Origin of the sequence: Erythrobacter sp. SG61-1L, from assembly GCF_001305965.1 — a bacterium.
GTDB lineage: Bacteria > Pseudomonadota > Alphaproteobacteria > Sphingomonadales > Sphingomonadaceae > Andeanibacterium.
In genome coordinates this window covers 2,473,504-2,489,948 of the sequence record NZ_JXQC01000003.1, presented here as the reverse complement: position 1 = coordinate 2,489,948, position 16,445 = coordinate 2,473,504, and the positions used below count along the sequence as shown (strand labels likewise).

Annotated in this window: 20 protein-coding genes; 14 read left to right on the top strand and 6 right to left on the bottom strand. The window is 64.5% G+C overall.

From position 1 onward, the window contains the following. Positions 1–18: 18 nt before the first annotated feature. The 3 genes from SZ64_RS12155 to SZ64_RS12145 all read right to left on the bottom strand — a co-directional run bounded on the left by SZ64_RS12155 (position 19) and on the right by SZ64_RS12145 (position 2,693). Entirely contained in the window at positions 19–1,155 is a 1,137-nt protein-coding gene (locus SZ64_RS12155; RefSeq protein ID WP_054531060.1) for a M14-type cytosolic carboxypeptidase, read from the bottom strand. Beyond that, positions 1,152–1,757, bottom strand: a complete 606-nt coding sequence (locus tag SZ64_RS12150; protein WP_054531059.1) for a DUF4136 domain-containing protein — start codon at positions 1,755–1,757, stop codon at positions 1,152–1,154. The genes SZ64_RS12155 and SZ64_RS12150 overlap by 4 nt, the downstream gene beginning before the upstream one ends. Before the next feature lie 81 nt (positions 1,758–1,838). Then, a complete protein-coding gene (locus SZ64_RS12145) occupies positions 1,839–2,693 on the bottom strand; it encodes a hypothetical protein (RefSeq protein ID WP_054531058.1) in 855 nt (284 codons plus the stop codon). Between the two features lie 126 nt (positions 2,694–2,819). Here SZ64_RS12145 and galE point away from each other — a divergent pair, with 126 nt between their 5' ends. The 3 genes from galE to SZ64_RS12130 all read left to right on the top strand — a co-directional run bounded on the left by galE (position 2,820) and on the right by SZ64_RS12130 (position 4,769). Next, positions 2,820–3,824: a UDP-glucose 4-epimerase GalE gene (gene galE / locus SZ64_RS12140; RefSeq protein ID WP_054531057.1), complete on the top strand. Its 1,005-nt coding sequence runs from the start codon at positions 2,820–2,822 to the stop codon at positions 3,822–3,824. A gap of 70 nt (positions 3,825–3,894) precedes the next feature. Further along, entirely contained in the window at positions 3,895–4,020 is a 126-nt protein-coding gene (gene ykgO / locus SZ64_RS12135; protein ID WP_029941846.1) for a type B 50S ribosomal protein L36, read from the top strand. A gap of 125 nt (positions 4,021–4,145) precedes the next feature. Next, positions 4,146–4,769, top strand: a complete 624-nt coding sequence (locus tag SZ64_RS12130; protein WP_054531056.1) for an HAD family phosphatase — start codon at positions 4,146–4,148, stop codon at positions 4,767–4,769. Positions 4,770–4,862: 93 nt separating this feature from the next. Here SZ64_RS12130 and SZ64_RS12125 read toward each other — a convergent pair whose 3' ends face one another. Then, positions 4,863–5,204, bottom strand: coding sequence for a hypothetical protein (locus tag SZ64_RS12125; protein WP_054531055.1), 342 nt, complete (start codon positions 5,202–5,204; stop codon positions 4,863–4,865). A gap of 220 nt (positions 5,205–5,424) precedes the next feature. Between SZ64_RS12125 and SZ64_RS12120 the strand changes: the two genes are divergently transcribed. Then, positions 5,425–5,859 carry a helix-turn-helix domain-containing protein gene (locus tag SZ64_RS12120; RefSeq protein WP_241773034.1) on the top strand — a complete coding sequence of 145 codons (435 nt, stop codon included), beginning with the start codon at positions 5,425–5,427 and terminating at the stop codon, positions 5,857–5,859. 3 nt (positions 5,860–5,862) lie between these two features. Here the strand turns inward: SZ64_RS12120 and SZ64_RS12115 are convergent, their stop codons facing one another. Then, a complete protein-coding gene (locus SZ64_RS12115; RefSeq protein WP_054531053.1) occupies positions 5,863–6,360 on the bottom strand; it encodes an N-acetyltransferase in 498 nt (165 codons plus the stop codon). 12 nt (positions 6,361–6,372) lie between these two features. Beyond that, positions 6,373–7,881: a YifB family Mg chelatase-like AAA ATPase gene (locus tag SZ64_RS12110; RefSeq protein WP_054531052.1), complete on the bottom strand. Its 1,509-nt coding sequence runs from the start codon at positions 7,879–7,881 to the stop codon at positions 6,373–6,375. Positions 7,882–8,069: 188 nt separating this feature from the next. Between SZ64_RS12110 and SZ64_RS12105 the strand changes: the two genes are divergently transcribed. From SZ64_RS12105 to SZ64_RS12065, 10 genes are all read left to right on the top strand, one after another. Next, entirely contained in the window at positions 8,070–8,876 is an 807-nt protein-coding gene (locus tag SZ64_RS12105; RefSeq protein WP_156313635.1) for an alpha/beta hydrolase, read from the top strand. Between the two features lie 102 nt (positions 8,877–8,978). After that, on the top strand, positions 8,979–9,113 hold the full coding sequence (gene rpmH / locus SZ64_RS12100; protein ID WP_054531051.1) for a 50S ribosomal protein L34: 135 nt from the start codon (positions 8,979–8,981) through the stop codon (positions 9,111–9,113). A 154-nt stretch (positions 9,114–9,267) separates the two neighbouring features. Continuing rightward, positions 9,268–9,642: a ribonuclease P protein component gene (gene rnpA, locus SZ64_RS12095; protein WP_054531050.1), complete on the top strand. Its 375-nt coding sequence runs from the start codon at positions 9,268–9,270 to the stop codon at positions 9,640–9,642. Further along, complete coding sequence (gene yidD / locus SZ64_RS18320) at positions 9,639–9,848, top strand: membrane protein insertion efficiency factor YidD (protein WP_082384573.1); 210 nt, start codon at positions 9,639–9,641, stop codon at positions 9,846–9,848. Before rnpA ends, yidD begins: the two co-directional genes overlap by 4 nt. 63 nt (positions 9,849–9,911) lie before the next feature. Continuing rightward, a complete protein-coding gene (yidC, locus tag SZ64_RS12090) occupies positions 9,912–11,699 on the top strand; it encodes a membrane protein insertase YidC (protein WP_054531049.1) in 1,788 nt (595 codons plus the stop codon). A 16-nt stretch (positions 11,700–11,715) separates the two neighbouring features. Next, a complete protein-coding gene (gene yihA / locus SZ64_RS12085; RefSeq protein ID WP_054531048.1) occupies positions 11,716–12,357 on the top strand; it encodes a ribosome biogenesis GTP-binding protein YihA/YsxC in 642 nt (213 codons plus the stop codon). A gap of 9 nt (positions 12,358–12,366) precedes the next feature. Next, the gene (locus SZ64_RS12080) at positions 12,367–13,053 is read left to right on the top strand and encodes a hypothetical protein (RefSeq protein WP_054531047.1); all 687 of its coding nucleotides are present in this window, start codon (positions 12,367–12,369) and stop codon (positions 13,051–13,053) included. Positions 13,054–13,074: 21 nt separating this feature from the next. Then, entirely contained in the window at positions 13,075–13,695 is a 621-nt protein-coding gene (locus tag SZ64_RS12075; protein ID WP_054531046.1) for a DsbA family protein, read from the top strand. A 45-nt stretch (positions 13,696–13,740) separates the two neighbouring features. Beyond that, a complete protein-coding gene (locus tag SZ64_RS12070; protein WP_054531045.1) occupies positions 13,741–14,139 on the top strand; it encodes a DUF2946 family protein in 399 nt (132 codons plus the stop codon). A gap of 114 nt (positions 14,140–14,253) precedes the next feature. Continuing rightward, a complete protein-coding gene (locus SZ64_RS12065; RefSeq protein WP_054531044.1) occupies positions 14,254–16,431 on the top strand; it encodes a TonB-dependent receptor in 2,178 nt (725 codons plus the stop codon). The last annotated feature ends 14 nt before the right edge of the window (positions 16,432–16,445 follow it).

Genomic DNA, 16,445 nt, shown 5'->3' with positions numbered 1-16,445 from the left:
GGGGTTACGTGCTGTCCCTCACCCCTCCAGCCACTCCACCAGCGCGGCAAGGCAATCGCGGCCGAGAATCTTCGAACGTTCCGCACTCCAGCCCTGCTCTTCGCAAGGCAGATCGTCATTGTCCTTGAACGGCATTTCCAGCGTCATCGAACAGGCGCCGTAGCGTTCGGCCAGCTGGTTGGTGGACATGGTGAGGTTCGCCTGTCCGGGCCGGGCCACGGGATAGCCCTTGGCGGTCTGGAAATCGGGCGTGCGGCGCTTCAGGATCGAGCGGTAGCGTTCATAGGCCGCGCCCAGTTCGTCGGTCCAGGACGGGATGCCTTCGAAGCCTGCCAGGAACACGGCCGCAATCGCCTCGTCCCCATGCACATCCATGGCGAAGTGCACGCCGGTTTCATCCATCGCATTGCGCAGGGCCAGCACTTCGGGGCTTTTCTCCGCGCTCGGGTCGGCCCATTCGCGATTGAGGTTGATGCCTGCCGCATTGGTGCGCAGATGCCCGCGCCGTGACCCGTCGGGATTGGCATTGGGCACCACATGCAGGCGGCATTTGGCGCGTAGGGTGCGGCCCACCGGATCGGCCGGATCGGTGAGGCATTCCAGCGCCCCTTCCATCCACCATTCGGCCATGCTCTCGCCCGGATGCTGGCGGGCATAGAGCCACACCTGTGTTTCGCCTTCGCCCATTTCGAGGCAGTCGATCGGCTGCCCGTCGAGCGAAGTGCCCAGCACGCGGTGGCTCACCCCTTCATAGCAGGCGGATTCCGCCACCAGATCGTGATGCCGCTCCATCGAATAGGGCGCGAAATAGGCGAACCATGCCGTGCCGCCTTCGGGCGTGTAGCGGATTGTCAGCGTGCCGTTTTCCTCCGCCCGGTCAAAGCTGGTTTCCGTGCGCGCCCAATAGTCCCGGTCTTCCGAAACGCAGGCGCGATAGCCGGGCCAGCCATCGGGATAGGCTGACGCATTGAGGCCGGTGATCTTCAGCACCAGTTCGCGCCCCGCCGCGCCGGAGACGCGGAAGTGGAACCACTGGCAGAAGTCCGAAAGGTGATCCTTGCGGATCGCCAGCTTCGCTGTGGCGCCGGAAATCTCCAGCACTTCGATATTGCCGGCATCGAATGCCGCGTCGATCCTGATGGGTTGCTTGCTCACTTCACTTCAACCGTCTGGCCATTGTTGCCGGGAAAATCGCTGAACAGGGCGGCGGCCATCTTGGGCGCGCCCAGCTGGCTTTGCGCCAGCGGTGCATCGGCGCGCACGGTGAAGCTGGCGCGGCCTTCCCACAGGGTCTGGTCGCTCGCCCGGTCGCGGATCATCACGCCCAGCCGCGTATCGACCTGCGCCTTGGGCTTGCCCGAAAGGTCGATCCCGATGCCGAGGCCTACGCCCGAGCCATAGGAGCCGACCGAAGCCCCGCCGCCCACGCTCACCGGGCTGCGCCCGCCATCGGGCTGGATCGTGGCGCGTTCCAGCCGCACCACGGCCACCTGCGCGCCCGCGCCTTCTGCCACCACGTCATAGCCCAGCCGGGTCAGTTCGCGCCCCACGGCCAGCTTGTAGCTCGCCAGTTCGAGCGATTTGGGGTCCAGCCCTGCAGCGCTTTCCACCGCGATCGTGCCATGGCCCAGCTGCGAAAGCCGCGCCGCATCGTGAAAGCGGGTCACTTCCACCGGGCCAATGGGCGTCATGCAGCCCGACAGGCCCAGCAGGGCCGTGGCCGATGCGGCGAGGATGGCAGTGCGGATATCGATCATTCCTGTGCCCCTCCCTGGGCCGTGCCGCCGATTCTGGGTGCGAAGCGGCGCGGATGCAAGCGCGGCGTGCGGCAGGCGTGTTTAGCGCAGGCTGTAATCCTCGCCATTCTTGCCCGGAAATTTGCGGAACAGCGCCTCGGCCAGTTTGCTGGCGATAGCCTGTCCGGTCCATTTGTCGCTGCCGTCGCGCGTGGCGATTTCCGCGCGGCCTTCCCACAGGACGGTGCCGGTTGCCTCGTCGCGGATACGCGCTTCCAGCTTTGTGGAAAGCAGGGCCTTCTTCGGCTTGGTGAAATCGAGATTGAGGCCGAGCCCCACCATCGAGCCGCGATTGGAAACGCCCACATCCATCTCGCCGCTCACCGGCTTGCGCGGCGGCTCCGCGGGTTGGGCGACGCCATGGGCAATGCGCAGTTCCACCAGCTGGCCCTGCGGGCCGCTCTGCGTGTCATAGCCCGCGCTCACCAGCTGGTCGATTACGGCGGCCTCGAAAGTGGCGTTCTCCCGCTCGTCGCCCAAGCCTGACGAAGGGGCGGCAGGGCCGGGCGGGCCATAGGAGGATTCCGGTCGCTCCATCGGCGGCGCTTCGTCATAGACGGCACTGCCCGGCTGGCGCGGCGCATCGTTGGAAAGCACCGTCACTCTCAACGGGCCTTTGCCCAAGGCGGCGGCAGCATCGCCTTCCACCACGAAGCGGGTCACATCCACTTCGCCTTCGATGTCCTTCTGGCTGCTGCGGCTGGAAATGCGGGAAGGGGAACGGTCGAAGCTGGAGCTGGGCCGGCCCCAGCGGTCATTGCCCCAGCCGCCTTCCCAGGCCGATGGCCCGGCGAGCGCCGGGACGGAGGAAAGGAGCGTGGCAGCGGCCAGGCAGGCAAGCCCTGCATTCCGGGCGATGGAGCGAGGGAAACGGGGGGAGTGAGGTGATTGGGGCATGGAGGCGATCCGAAACGTCCGGTTGTTCTTATGCAGAGCCAGACCGGCCTATGCCCTGCCGGATTGCCCGGCTATGAACCGCCTTCGATGCACGCCCTTAACCAATGAGCGGATAGAGGCCCGAGGATGACCAGACTTCCCGTGCTCGTAACCGGCGGAGCCGGCTATATCGGCAGCCACGCTGTCCTCGCCCTGCTCGATCAGGGGTGGGATGTGACGGTGATTGACAATCTCACCACCGGTTTCCGTTTCGCTGTGCCCGATGGGGTGGCCTTTTATGAAGGCGATATCGAAGACGGGGCGCTGCTGGCGCGGATCATCGCGGAACAAGGCATCGGCGCGGTGATGCATTTCGCCGGGTCGATCATCGTGCCCGAATCGGTCGAGAACCCGCTCAAATATTATCACAACAACACGGCCAAGAGCCGGGCGCTGATCGAATCGGCAGTGAGGGGCGGGGTGAAGCATTTCATCTTCAGTTCCACTGCCGCCACTTACGGCATTCCCGAAGTGTCGCCGGTGAGCGAGGACAGCCCGAAGCTGCCGATCAATCCATATGGCATGTCCAAGCTGATGACGGAGATCATGCTGGCGGATACGGCCAGGGCGCATCCGCTCAATTATTGCGCGCTGCGCTATTTCAACGTGGCGGGTGCCGATCCGCAGGCGCGCAGCGGCCAGTCGACCGCCGGGGCCACGCATCTGATCAAGGTCGCGGTGGAAGCGGCGCTGGGAAAGCGGGAGAGCGTGCAGGTCTTCGGCACGGATTACGATACGCCCGACGGCACCGGCGTGCGCGACTATATCCATGTTTCCGATCTTGCCGCCGCCCATGTGCTGGCGCTGGCGGAACTGATCGCGAATCCGGCCCAGTCGCTCACCATGAATTGCGGCTATGGCCGGGGCTTCTCCGTGCTCGAAGTGCTCGACGCGGTGGACCGGGTGACCAATCGCAGGATCGAGCGAATCATGGGGCCGCGCCGTGCGGGGGACCCCGATTCGCTGATTTCGGACAACCGCCGGATCAAACAGACCCTTCCCTGGGTGCCGCAGCATGCCGATCTGGACACAATCGTCACCCATGCGCTCGCCTGGGAGCGGAAATTGAGCGAAATCCGTGGGGAAGGTTGACTTGGAAGCCCATCGCCCGTAACGGCGCGGCTTCAATTTTCAGCGGGTAATCCGCAGACGAGATAGAGCCATGAAGATTCGTAACAGCCTCAAGTCGCTCAAGGACCGCCACCGGGATTGCCGCGTGATCCGCCGTCGTGGCCGGACCTATGTGATCAACAAGACCAACCGCCGCTTCAAGGCGCGCCAGGGTTGATGTCTGCCTCGCCGCGGCATTGCCGTGGTGGGATTTGAAGAGAGGCCCCTGCGAAAGCGGGGGCTTTTCTTATGGCTGCAATCCGTGACTGCGATTTGGCACGTGTCGATTCGCCCCGAGGACCCATGAGCCAGCCTGCCGGAAACATAGAAGCCGTCGTGTTCGATGTCGGGCGCGTCCTCTATCACTGGAACCTGCGCCACCTGTTCGAAAAGCTGATCGAGGATCAGGGCGAACTGGACTGGTTTCTTGAGAATGTCGTCACCGAAGAATGGCATTTCGAGCATGATCATGGCCGCGCCCTGGCGGACATGGTGCCGGAACGGATCGCGCTCTATCCCGACCATGCGGATCTGATCCGTGCCTATGCCACGCGTTTCAATGAAACCGTGCCCGGCCCGGTGGAAGGCACGATCGAACTGGTGCAGGCCCTGCATGAACGCGGCGTGCCGCTTTATGCCATCACCAATTTCGGTCACGAATTCTGGGCGGATTTCCGTCCGGGCCGCCCGGTCTTCGATCTGTTCGGCGACATTGTCGTTTCCGGCACGGAGAAACTGGCCAAGCCCGATCCGGCGATTTACCGGCTGGCCGAGGGCCGCTTCGGCCACGCGCCGGAAGCGATGCTGTTCGTGGACGATAATCCCGCCAATATCGCCAGCGCGCGCGAATGCGGCTGGAACGGCCATCTGTTCACCGATGCCGCCAATCTGGAAACGGAACTGAAGGCCCTCGGCCTGCTGGGCTGAACGGCACAAAGGAAAAGGGCCCCCGCGAGTGTGTCGCAGAGGCCCTCACATCCCGGCCGGAGATGGGGCAGGCGGCCGGGAACGTGTTTCAGATCACTTGTTGCAGCGGGCCAGCGCGTTTCCATCCAGCGCAGCCTCTCCCTTGGCAAAGGCGGCGATGGGGCCGACCTTCTGGGCCAGCCGGGCGCATTCCAGTTCGGCGCGGGAGCCGCCCTTGGTGCCGGTGCAGCTATTGTCCGAACAGCTCCAGATCACGCCATTGAGGATTTCGCGGCGGGGTTCCGCCAGCGGAGAGGCAAGCTCAGCGCGGTAATAGGCATTGCCGGTAGCGGCGGCGGGAGTGGGCGCGAGGCCGGCAAAGGCGCCTGCCGGCACCAGCGTAGACACGAAGAAGGCGGCATTGGCACGGCGGGCAGAGCTGAAAAGGCGGATCATGGCAGATTCCCTCACTCGGTCTGGAGAAAGGTGGCGCGGCGCTCCAAACCCGGTTGCGAATCGCTACTTATATAATTAGGTTTTTAGTAGCAACTAAAAACTTATTGCACTGCGCCAACACTGCATGGTGATTAGGCCACTTCACAGGAAGAGGAATGCCGCTCTGCGAGAGCCATTATCAGACGTCGTCGCCTGCGGATTGCCGCAAGCGCTGGAAGTCATGGGCGAGCGATGGTCGTTCATGATCCTGCGCGCGGCGTTCAACAAGCTCTGCCATTTCGAGGAATTCCTCAGCGAGCTGGGCATTGCGCGCAATATCCTCTCCAACCGTCTCGCCAAGCTGGTGGAGCATGGTGTGCTGAAGCGCGAGCCGTGCCCGGACGACCGGCGAAAGATCGAATATCGCCTGACGGAAAAGGGCATCGACCTGCTGCCCGCCATGCTGGCCCTGCGCCAATGGGGCGAGAAATATACGATGCAGGAAGCATCGAACCCGGTGCTGGTCGATTCGCGCGACTGGCTGCCGATCGCCCCGATCACGATCCACGGGCATGATGGGCGGGAGTTGAAATATGCCGAACTGCGCTGGCAGGATCGTTCGCGCCTGGGCGAATGCTGCGACCGGGAGACGACTGAGCCGGACCCGAATCTCTAGCCGTCAGAGCTTCTTGTACATCACGAAGGCATCGACATAGCCCAGCCGCCGGTGCCGGAAGGCTTCGGGCAGGCGGCCGATCACTTGCAGCCCAAGGCGCTGCCACAGGCGCACGGCCTGTTCGTTGGTGGCGATCACCAGATTGAACTGCATCGCGCGGTAACCGGCATTTTTCGCCCGGGCGAAGCTGTCATGCGCCATGGCACTGGCCACGCCTTTGCCGCGCGCGGCGGGATGGGTCATGTAGCCGGCGTTGGCGACATGGTCGGCAAGGCCGGTGGAATTGGGCTTGAGGTAATAAGTGCCCAGCACCGCGCCATCCAGCTCCGCCACGAACACCGTCTTGTCGGGCGCGAACCAATATTCGAAGGCGCCCGCCCGATCAAGCGCAGGGTCCAGCGGATAAGTCGCCCCATCACGGATCACCGGCTCCAGGATGGACCAGATCGCATCGTGGTCGGCTGGGGTAACGGGGCGGATGATGAGGTCTGCTGAGGACATTGTTCTGCTTTTTCAGGCGCGAGGGGGTTGCCTCCTGTAACTCAGCGCCTCGGCAATGTGAATCCGCCCGACCCGATCCGCTCCGGCAAGGTCCGCGATAGTACGGGCCACGCGCAGCATGCGGGTGTAGCCGCGCGCGGAAAGGCGCATGGCTTCTGCGGCTTGCAGCAGCAGTTTCTGCCCGGCATCGTCGGGCGTGGCGAAGCGGTCCAGCGCCTCGCCATTGAGCTCCGCATTGGTGCGCGCGCCTGTCTCGGCGGTTCGCGCGCTCTGGACATGGCGCGCACGGGCAACGCGGGCGGCGACTTCGGCAGAGCCTTCGGCGGGCGGGGGCAGGGCGAGGTCCGCCGCGCTGACGGGATCGACTTCGACATGCAGGTCGATCCGGTCGAGCAGGGGGCCTGAAACCTTGCTCTGGTAATCGGCGGCGCAGCGCGGTGCGCGGCTGCAGGCGAGCGCGGGATCGCCCAGATGGCCGCAGCGGCACGGGTTCATCGCCGCTACCAGCTGTACCCTTGCGGGGAAGGTGACATGGGCATTGGCCCGTGCCACGCTGACCTCGCCCGTTTCCAGCGGCTGGCGCAGGCTGTCGAGCACGGCGCGCTGGAACTCGGGCAATTCGTCGAGGAACAGCACGCCCAGATGGGCCATGGATACTTCGCCTGGCCGCACGCGCAGGCCGCCGCCAGTCAGCGCGGCCATGGAGGCGGAATGATGCGGGCTGCGGAAGGGGCGCGTGCGGCTGATCCGCCCGCCTTCCAGTTCCCCCGCGACTGAGGCGACCATGGAAACTTCCAGCGCCTCGGCCGGGGTAAGGTCGGGCAATATGCCCGGCAGGCATGAGGCGAGCAGGGACTTGCCCGCGCCGGGCGGGCCGATCATCAGCAGATTGTGGCCGCCTGCCGCCGCGATCTCCAGCGCGCGCTTTGCGGTTTCCTGCCCTTTCACCTGTCGCAGGTCCGGCCCGCGCGCGGGGGCATCCACTTCGCCCGGTTCCGGCTCGGGCAAGCGCTGAGTGCCTTTGAGGTGGTTGAGCAGGCTGACCAGATCGGGCGCGGCGCAGACCGGCACGCCGGAGGTCCAGCGCGCTTCGGCACCTTGCGCGGCTGGGCAGATCAGGCCCTTGTCCTGCTGGCTGGCGTGGATCGCGGCCAGCAACACGCCGGGCGAAGGCACGATCCGTCCGTCCAGCGCCAGCTCGCCCACGGCAACCCAGTCCGCCAGCTGTTCCGCATCGGTAACACCCATGGCGGCCAGCAGGGCCAGTGCGATCGGCAGATCGTAATGGCTGCCTTCCTTGGGCAGATCCGCTGGGGAAAGGTTAATCGTGATCCGCTTCGGGGGCAACGAAAGGCCCATGGCGGCCAATGCGGCCTGCACCCTCTCGCGGCTTTCGCCCACGGCCTTGTCCGGCAGGCCCACGATTGCGAAGCGCGGCATGCCCGGGGCCACCTGGCACTGCACTTCCACGGCGCGCGCTTCCAGCCCGAGATAGGCCACCGTCGATACGAGTGCGACCAAGATACCCCCAAATACCCTTTGCGGAGAGGACGATAGCGTGAAGCGCGGGCCTGTCCATCTTCGCAGGGCAGTTCCCTCCGCTTCGGACCCAAGACTGAAGATACGGAAGTCCGCGCAGAACAGGGTGAAGATGTCGTAAAGCAGGTTTGATCAGATTTGGGCAGGGCTCGCAGGCCCACTATCTGTTCATGCAACGGGGTCACCATTTCCTTACCGTCATTTGCGGGCTGGCAGCGATATGCGCGCCGGCTATCGCCAATGCGCGCGTGACGGTGACGGAAATCGTTGAATACGAAGTGGTGGAGCAGGCCCCCTATTCGGCGGGTTCGGCAGAGCGCTTCGTTTCGGGCATTCCGCTGGAACAGGTTTCCGGCATTGCCACTTACGGCCCCTTCCGCGTGGTGGATGAAAGCCATGCCGCATTGGTCGGCATCACGGATGAGCGCAGCCCCCGGCAATTTGCCGCCATGCTGCGCGATTATCCGGGCCTGGCCACGCTGGAACTGATCGAGTGCCCCGGCACTTTCGACGATATTGCCAATCTCGAACTGGGCCGGATGATTCGCCGGGCCGGGATCGAAACCCGCGTGCCGCGCGGTGGGTCGGTCCGTTCGGGTGCGGTTGAACTCTTCCTGGCCGGTGCGAACCGGACGATCGAGGATGGTGCGCGCTTTGCGGTCCATGCCTGGGAAGACGATTCGGGGCGGCAAGCGGGCGATTACGCAATTGGCGCGCCCGAGAACCGCAAATACATCAGCTATTACCGAGAAATGGGCATGTCGGGCGAGCAGGCGCAGGCCTTCTATGCGATGACGAATTCCGTGCCGTTCGAGGACGCCCGTTGGCTTTCCGCTGAGGAAATGCGCGGCTGGGTGGATTATGGGCAGGCACTTCAAGCGCCGCCGTCGGTGGTGCCCCTGCCGGCGGCGGCACCAGGCGAAGAGGAATTCGTGCCGAAGCTGGCATATCTTGACTTGGCGGCGCTGCTCTACTAACCGCGCCCGCATTCTCAAGGTCGCCTCGTCCACGGGCGGGACGGCTTTTTTGTTGGTGCCGCACAAGCGGCACATGTTTGGAATTTCTGAAGGGTTCAGATCATGAAGCGCACTTTCCAGCCGAGTAATCTCGTGCGCAGCCGCCGTCACGGCTTCCGCGCACGCACCGCCACTGTCGGCGGTCGCAAGGTTCTCGCCGCCCGCCGCGCGCGCGGCCGCAAGAAGCTGAGCGCCTGATTTAGCGGTTCTTTGCGGGCCCGGCTCAGGCTGGGCCTTACGCATTGCTCCGGCCCGCTTCCTTTCCTTGCTGTACCCGAATGGGGCGGCCGGGCAAGGAAGCGGGCCGGTGCCGCTTCCGGCGCACAGGCTTTCCGGCTAACGACATCCAGCCATGCAGCCGGATATCTCCACCCTGCGCAAACGGGCGGATTTTCTCGCCGCGAATCACGGGCTGCGCGTGGCGCGCCCCGGATTCGTGCTGCTGGCCCGGCCCAATGGCGGGCAGGGCATGCGTTTCGGCATCACCGTCACCAAGAAGATCGGCAATGCCGTGGTGCGCAATCGCATGAAGCGGCGCTTCCGCGAATTGCTACGCGCGGCCCTGCCGCTTGAAGGTCTGCCCGATCATGACCATGTTCTGATCGGCCGCGAAGGCGGGATCGAACGCGATTTCTCCCGGCTGAAGGACGAACTGGGCGCTGCGCTGAAACGCGCCGCCGAAGGCAAGGGGGATGCGCCGCGCCGTCCGCGCGGGAAAAGGCGATGAAGCGGATTATGATCCTCGTGGCGCGCTTCTGGCAGCTTGGCCCATCGCGCATTCTGCCGCCATCCTGTCGCTATGCGCCGTCCTGCTCGCAATATGCGATCGAGGCGCTGGAGAAATATGGTGCGATGAAGGGTGGATGGCTTGCGCTCAAGCGTCTATTGCGCTGCCACCCTTGGGGAGGGCACGGGTACGACCCCGTGCCATGAAATACCTGTGTCGCATCTGTGCGGCGCGGTCAGCCGATGAATTGACGGGAACTAGGATCGCCAGTGGACAATAAGCGCAACATCATCCTGTTCGTGGTGCTCAGCGCCGTGATGCTGTTCGGCTGGGACGCGTTCTCGCGCTGGTATTTCCCCCAGCCGGTGCAGAAGCCCGCAGTGGAACAGAGCCAGACAGCGGCCGGCTCATCCTCGGCAGAGGACGAGAAGCTGCGCCATTCGCGCACCAATCGCGAGGGCGGCCTGCATAATGCCGCCGACATCGCGCAGGAACGCAAGGATCTGGCTGCCGACCTGGCAGCGCCCGTCCGCGTGAAGATCGCGGCGCCTGAAATCGCCGGTTCGATCAACCCGGTGGGTGCGCGCATCGACGACCTGACGCTGACCAAGCATTTGCAGGGCATCGAGAAGGGCAGCGATCCTGTCCGCCTCTTCTCGCCCGCAGGCACTCCCGCGGAGTATTTCAGCCAGTTCGGCTTCATGCTGGACGGCGAACTTGCCACGTCGGGCGATACGCCCTGGCAGACCTCGGGCGGTCCGCTTGCTCCGGGCAAGCCGGTCACCCTCAGCTGGGATAACGGCAAGGGCCAGCTCTTCTCCATCAAGTTCTCGGTGGACGAGCATTACATGATCACGGCCGAGCAGACCGTGTCCAACACCAGCGCTGCCCCGGTGGTGGTGCAGCCCTATGCCCTGATCAAGCGCACCAGCAAGACGGCCAGCGGCGATTCGTGGAACGTCCATTCCGGCCCCATCGGCGCCTTTGACGAAGCCGTGACCTATGGCCCCAATTACGACGATCTGGCCGAAAGCGGCAGCGAGAAGCCTACCGGCCGGACGAACTGGATGGGCTTTACCGATATTTACTGGCTCTCCGCGCTGATTGCGCAGGATGGCCAGCAGACCCAGCCGCAGTTCCGTTCGCTGGGCGGGGAACTGTTCCAGGCCGATCTTAATTATCAGCCGGTCACCGTTCCTGCGGGCAAGGCGACCACGCGCACCACGCGCCTGTTTGCCGGTGCCAAGGAAAGCGACCTGCTGGGTGCCTATGAGGATGCGGGCATCCCCGTGTTCAGCCGCGCAATCGACTGGGGCTGGTTCGAAATCCTCGAAAAACCGATTCTCTGGCTGCTGAAGCACCTCTTCGCGCTGGTGGGCAATTTCGGCGTGGCGATCATGCTGCTGACCGTCGTGATCCGCGGGTTGATGTTCCCGGTCGCTCAGAAGCAGTTCGCTTCCATGGCGGCCATGCGGGCCATCCAGCCCAAGATGAAGGCGCTGCAGGAACGCTACAAGGACGACAAGCAGAAGCAGCAGCAGGAAATCATGGCGCTCTACAAGGCAGAGGGCGTCAATCCGCTGGCCGGCTGTCTGCCGCTGCTGCTGCAGATTCCGATCTTCTTTGCGCTCTACAAGGTGCTGATCCTGTCGCTCGACATGCGTCACCAGCCCTTCGCGCTGTGGATCAAGGATCTTTCCGCGCCCGATCCGCTGCACTTCCTGAACCTGTTCGGCACCCTGCCGTTCGACGTGCCCAGTTATCTGGCGATCGGGCCGCTGGCTCTGCTGCTGGGCATCACCATGTTCCTGCAGTTCAAGCTGAACCCGGCCCAGATGGACCCCATTCAGCAGCAGATGTTCATGATCATGCCGTGGATGATGATGTTCGTTATGGCGCCCTTCGCAGCCGGTCTGCTGCTTTACTGGTGCACGTCCAACCTGCTGACCATTGCCCAGCAGGCCTATCTCTACAGCCGCCATCCGCAGCTGAAGGCGCAGGCCGAGAAGGACAAGACCGATCAGGAGCGGGCCAAGGCCCGCGACGGGAAGGCTTGAGGAGCATCCGTTCGGCATGAGTGAAGAAATCGACGATCTGGCCGAACGTGCGGGCAAGCTGTTCTCGGGGCGGGTGGAATTCCTCAAATCCGCCCCGGAACTCAAGTTCCTGCCCGATCCGCAAGTGCCGGAGATCGCCTTTTGCGGGCGTTCCAACGTGGGCAAAAGCTCGCTGCTCAACGCGCTGACCGGCCGCCGCTCCATTGCGCGTGCATCGGTTACGCCGGGCCGCACGCAGGAACTGAACTTCTTCGAAGTGGGCGAGCCGACCATGTTCCGCCTGGTCGACATGCCCGGCTATGGCTTTGCCAAGGCGCCGCCCAAGGTGGTGGCGAAGTGGAAGATGCTGGTGCGCGATTTTCTGCGCGGGCGGCAAGTGCTGAAACGCACGCTGGTTCTGATCGACGCCCGCCACGGCCCCAAGCCGGTGGACATCGAGATGATGAACATGCTCGACGAATCCGCCGCCAGCTATCGCGTGGTGCTGACCAAGGCCGACAAGATCAAGGCGAGCGAACTGGCCGCGGCCCTTGCCGCCACACAGGCCGAAGCGCGCAAGCATCCGGCGGCCTTCCCGGTGGTGCATGTCACCTCGGCGGAAAAGAAGATGGGCATCGACGAATTGCGGGCCGCCGTGCTGTCCGATGTCGAGCTGTAACCGCCTGCAATGATCGCGCGGGAGCTGATCGATACGGCGCTTGTGCCGGGCGGAGAAGAACTGCGCCTGTTCCGCCACGGCCGCGATTTCATGATCGTGCTGGACCGCAACGAGCTGATGAGCACGCGGATGAGCGGCTCAGAACAGGCTCTGGCCACGATGAGCTGCGAGCGGATCGCCGGGCAGCGTGCCCCGCATCTGCTGATCGGCGGCTATGGCATGGGCTTTACCCTGCGTGCCGCGCTGGCAGTGCTCGGTCCGGACGCGAAGCTGACCGTGGCCGAACTGGTGCCCCAGATCATCGACTGGGCGCGCGGGCCGATGGCCGAAGTGGCCGCGGGCTGCCTTGACGATCCGCGCGTGCGCCTGATCGAGGAAGATGTGGCGCTGGTGATTGCCAATGCGCGCAACACCTATGACGCGATCCTGCTGGACGTCGATAACGGGCCTGACGGGCTGGTACGCGAAGAGAATAACCGCATCTATTCCCGGCAGGGCCTGCTGGCCGCGCGTGAGGCCCTGCGCCCCGGCGGCGTGCTGGCAATCTGGTCTGCCGGGCCGGACCCGGCCTTTACCGGGCGCCTGCGCAAGGCGGGCTTCGATGTGGAGGAAGTGGCCGTGCGGGCGCGCAGCAATGGCAAGGGCGCCAAGCATGTGATCTGGTTTGCCCGCCATGCAAGCCGTGGCCGGGACTGAGAGCGGAAAGGGTAGGCTGGCATGAAGCGCATCGCATCGGCATTCGCCCCGCTGTTCGCACTGGCTGCGGGCCTGATGCTGGCCGGTGCCTCGCCTGCTGCCGATCCTGGTGCGGCCTTCCGTGCCGGGCTGGCCGAAGCGCCGCTGGCGCCGGGGGTGAAGCCCAAGGCTTATGACGTCACCATCGTGCTCTATTTCGATTACCAATGCGCCTACTGCAAGAAGCAGCACCTTGCCCTGATGGACCTGCTGCAGCGCGATCCGAAGGTGCGGGTGGTCTATCGCGACTGGCCGATCTTCGGTGCCATGTCGCAGCGCGCCGCGCGGCTGGCCATCGCCTCGCAGTTTCAGGGGCGCCATGCCGCATTCCACGATGCGCTGATGCGCGCCAAGGGCAAGCTGGACGAAAACGCGCTGAAGGCCGCGGCCCGCGCAGCAAAGGTCGACTGGGAAAGGCTGGAGGCCGATCTGGCCGCCAATGGCGCGAAGATCGACGCGCTGATGCGCCAGTCGCGCAGCCAGGCTGCTCAGATCGGGCTGGAAGGCACGCCGGGAATGGTAGTGGGCAGCTACATCGTGCCGGGGGCGATGAACATTACCGGCCTGATGGACGTTGTTAAGCGCGTCCGCACGGGCGCCTGATGAAAATCAATTCCATTCACGCGGAATCGGATTAGAGGGGCCGGCATGACCGGGTTCCGGCATATCCTCCTGCGCCATCGCGCATTGGCAGCCCTGCTGCTGGCGCTGGCCCTGTGCCTGAAGGCCGTGGTGCCGATGGGCTATATGCTGGATGCCACGGGCGCCACCTTCACCATGCGCATCTGCGATGGGCAGACGGTGAAGACCATCGAAGTGGCGATTCCCGGTAAGAAGGCCGATCCCGACACCAGCCGCGCGCAGGAAGCCAGCCACTGCCCCTATACAGCCCTTGCCATGGGCGGGCTGGCGGGGGCCGACATGCTGCTGCTGGCGGCGGCGCTGGTCTTCATCCTGCTGCTGGGCTTCGCGCCGATCGCGCCGCCCGTTCTGCGCCCCGTTCCCTTCGTCACGCCGCCCTTGCGCGGCCCACCCGCTTACGCCTGACCGGCGGGCCGGATTTCCGGCCTTCCGTCTTTGTGACACTGCCCGGCCGCCGCGCGCGGCATGGGCCAATCCGTCAGGCGATCCCCATGAGGGGGACAATCGGGACCAATTTCCATGACACTTCGCATTTCCACCCGCCGCGCCGCGCTTGCCGCAGGCTGCTGCCTTTCCGCCCTTTCCCTTTCCGCCCCGGCCTTCGCGCAGGAAGCGGACGAAGGAGAGGATGCAGCCACGCTCGAAACCGGGACGCTGGAAGCAGGCGGCGAAGGCACGGTCACCATCACCGGGCCGATCACGGGCGGTGAACTGGGCCGCAGCACCATTGCCCGCCGTCAGGCTTCCACCAGCGACACGGCTGCCGTGCTGACCCGCATTCCCGGCGTCAGCGTGGCGACCGGCGGCGGCTTTTCCTCCATGCCCGCGATCCGCGGCCTGTCCGAACAGCGACTGACCGTGCTGGTGGACGGGCAGGCGATCGACATGTCGTGCCCCAACGACATGAATTCGCCCCTGTCCTACACCGATCCGCAGAATGTAGCCTCCATCCGCGTGCTCACCGGCGTGGCGCCGGTCAGCAAGGGCGGCGACAATATCGGCGGCGTGATCACGGTGGATTCGGCCCCGCCGCAATTCTCGATCAGCGATTCCATGCTGCTGACGGGCGAGGCTTCTGCCTTCTACCGTTCCAATGGCGATGGCTTTGGCGGCGCGGTGAAGCTGACGGCGGCCAGCCGCCATGTCAGCGCGACCTATACCGGCTCCTACACCCAGTCCGACCAGTATGATGGCGGCGGGGATGACGGGATGGTCCGCTCCACCGAATATGCCAAGACCGACCATGCACTGGCGCTGGCCGTGCAGAGCGGCACAAGCCTGTTCCAGCTCAAGGGCGGCTATCACTTCTCGCCTTACGAAGGCTTCGTGAACCAGTGGATGGACATGACCTCCAACAAGAGCTGGTTCCTCAATGGCAGCTATCGCGGGGTGTTCGACTGGGGCAAGCTGGACCTTGCCGCCGCATATCGCGACACCGACCATGTGATGAATTTCCTGGAAGACAAGCTGCCCGGTTCCATGCCGATGAACACCGAAGTGCACAGCTTCGATGCTTCGGCCAAGGTGGAACTGCCGCTGTCGATGCATGACACGGTGCGGCTGGGCAGCGAATATCACCACCAGTGGCTGGACGATTACTGGCCGCCGGTTGCGGGCAGCATGATGATGGGTCCGGACGAGTTCGTGAACATCAATGCCGCCACGCGCGACCGGATCGGTGCCTATGCCGAATGGGAACGCCACTGGAGCAATTCCATCCGAACCACGGCGGGCATCCGTTATGACCGGGTGGAAATGAATACGGGCGACGTGGCCCCCTATGGCACCGGCATGATGCAGATGGCGGATGTGATGGCCGCCAATGCGTTCAACGCGGCTGACCACAAGCGCACCGACAATAATTGGTCCGGCTCCTTCCTGCTCACCTGGCAGGCGTCGGATATGGCTGCGCTGGAACTGGGCTATGCCCACAAGGCCCGCTCGCCCAATATCTATGAACGCTACACCTGGGGGGTGGGTTCGATGGCCAGCCGGATGATCGGCTGGTATGGCGACGGGAATGGCTATGTCGGCAATCTGGACCTGAAGCCGGAACGGGCAGACACGGTCAGTGCCGCGCTGCAACTGGGCGGCGGATCGCAGGCCTGGTCGCTGCGTGTGGCGCCCTATTACACCCATGTCAGCGACTATGTCGACGCCGAGTTCGTCAAGGTCCTGACCGACATGATGAGCATGCCCACGCCCTTCGTGCAGCTCAAATTCGCCAATCAGGAAGCCGAATTCTACGGCGTGGATGTGTCGGGCGGCGTGGATCTGTGGCGGGGCGAAGGGCAGGACGGCACGCGCCTGAATGCCACCGCGTCGTGGCTACAGGGGGACAACCTCACCGATGGCGGGCCGCTCTATCGCCAGATGCCGTTCAATGCCCGCCTCTCGCTCGATCACCGGCAGGGCGCGCTTGAACTGGGTGCGGAGCTGGAATGGGTCGCGGAAAAGACCCGTGTCGATGCCACCCGCAACGAGGTGGAGACGGGCGCCTATGCGCTGGTGAACCTCAGCGCGGCCTATACTGTCGGCGGGGTGCGGGTGAGCCTTGAGGCGCAGAACCTGCTCGACAAGGCCTATGCCCTGCCGCTGGGCGGCATGTCGCTGGGCGATTACGGTGTGACCGGCGATCTGCGCCCGGTGCCCGGCCGTGGCCGCTCGATCAATGTGGGGCTGAGCACCCGCTTCTGATCCATGAAGAAGGC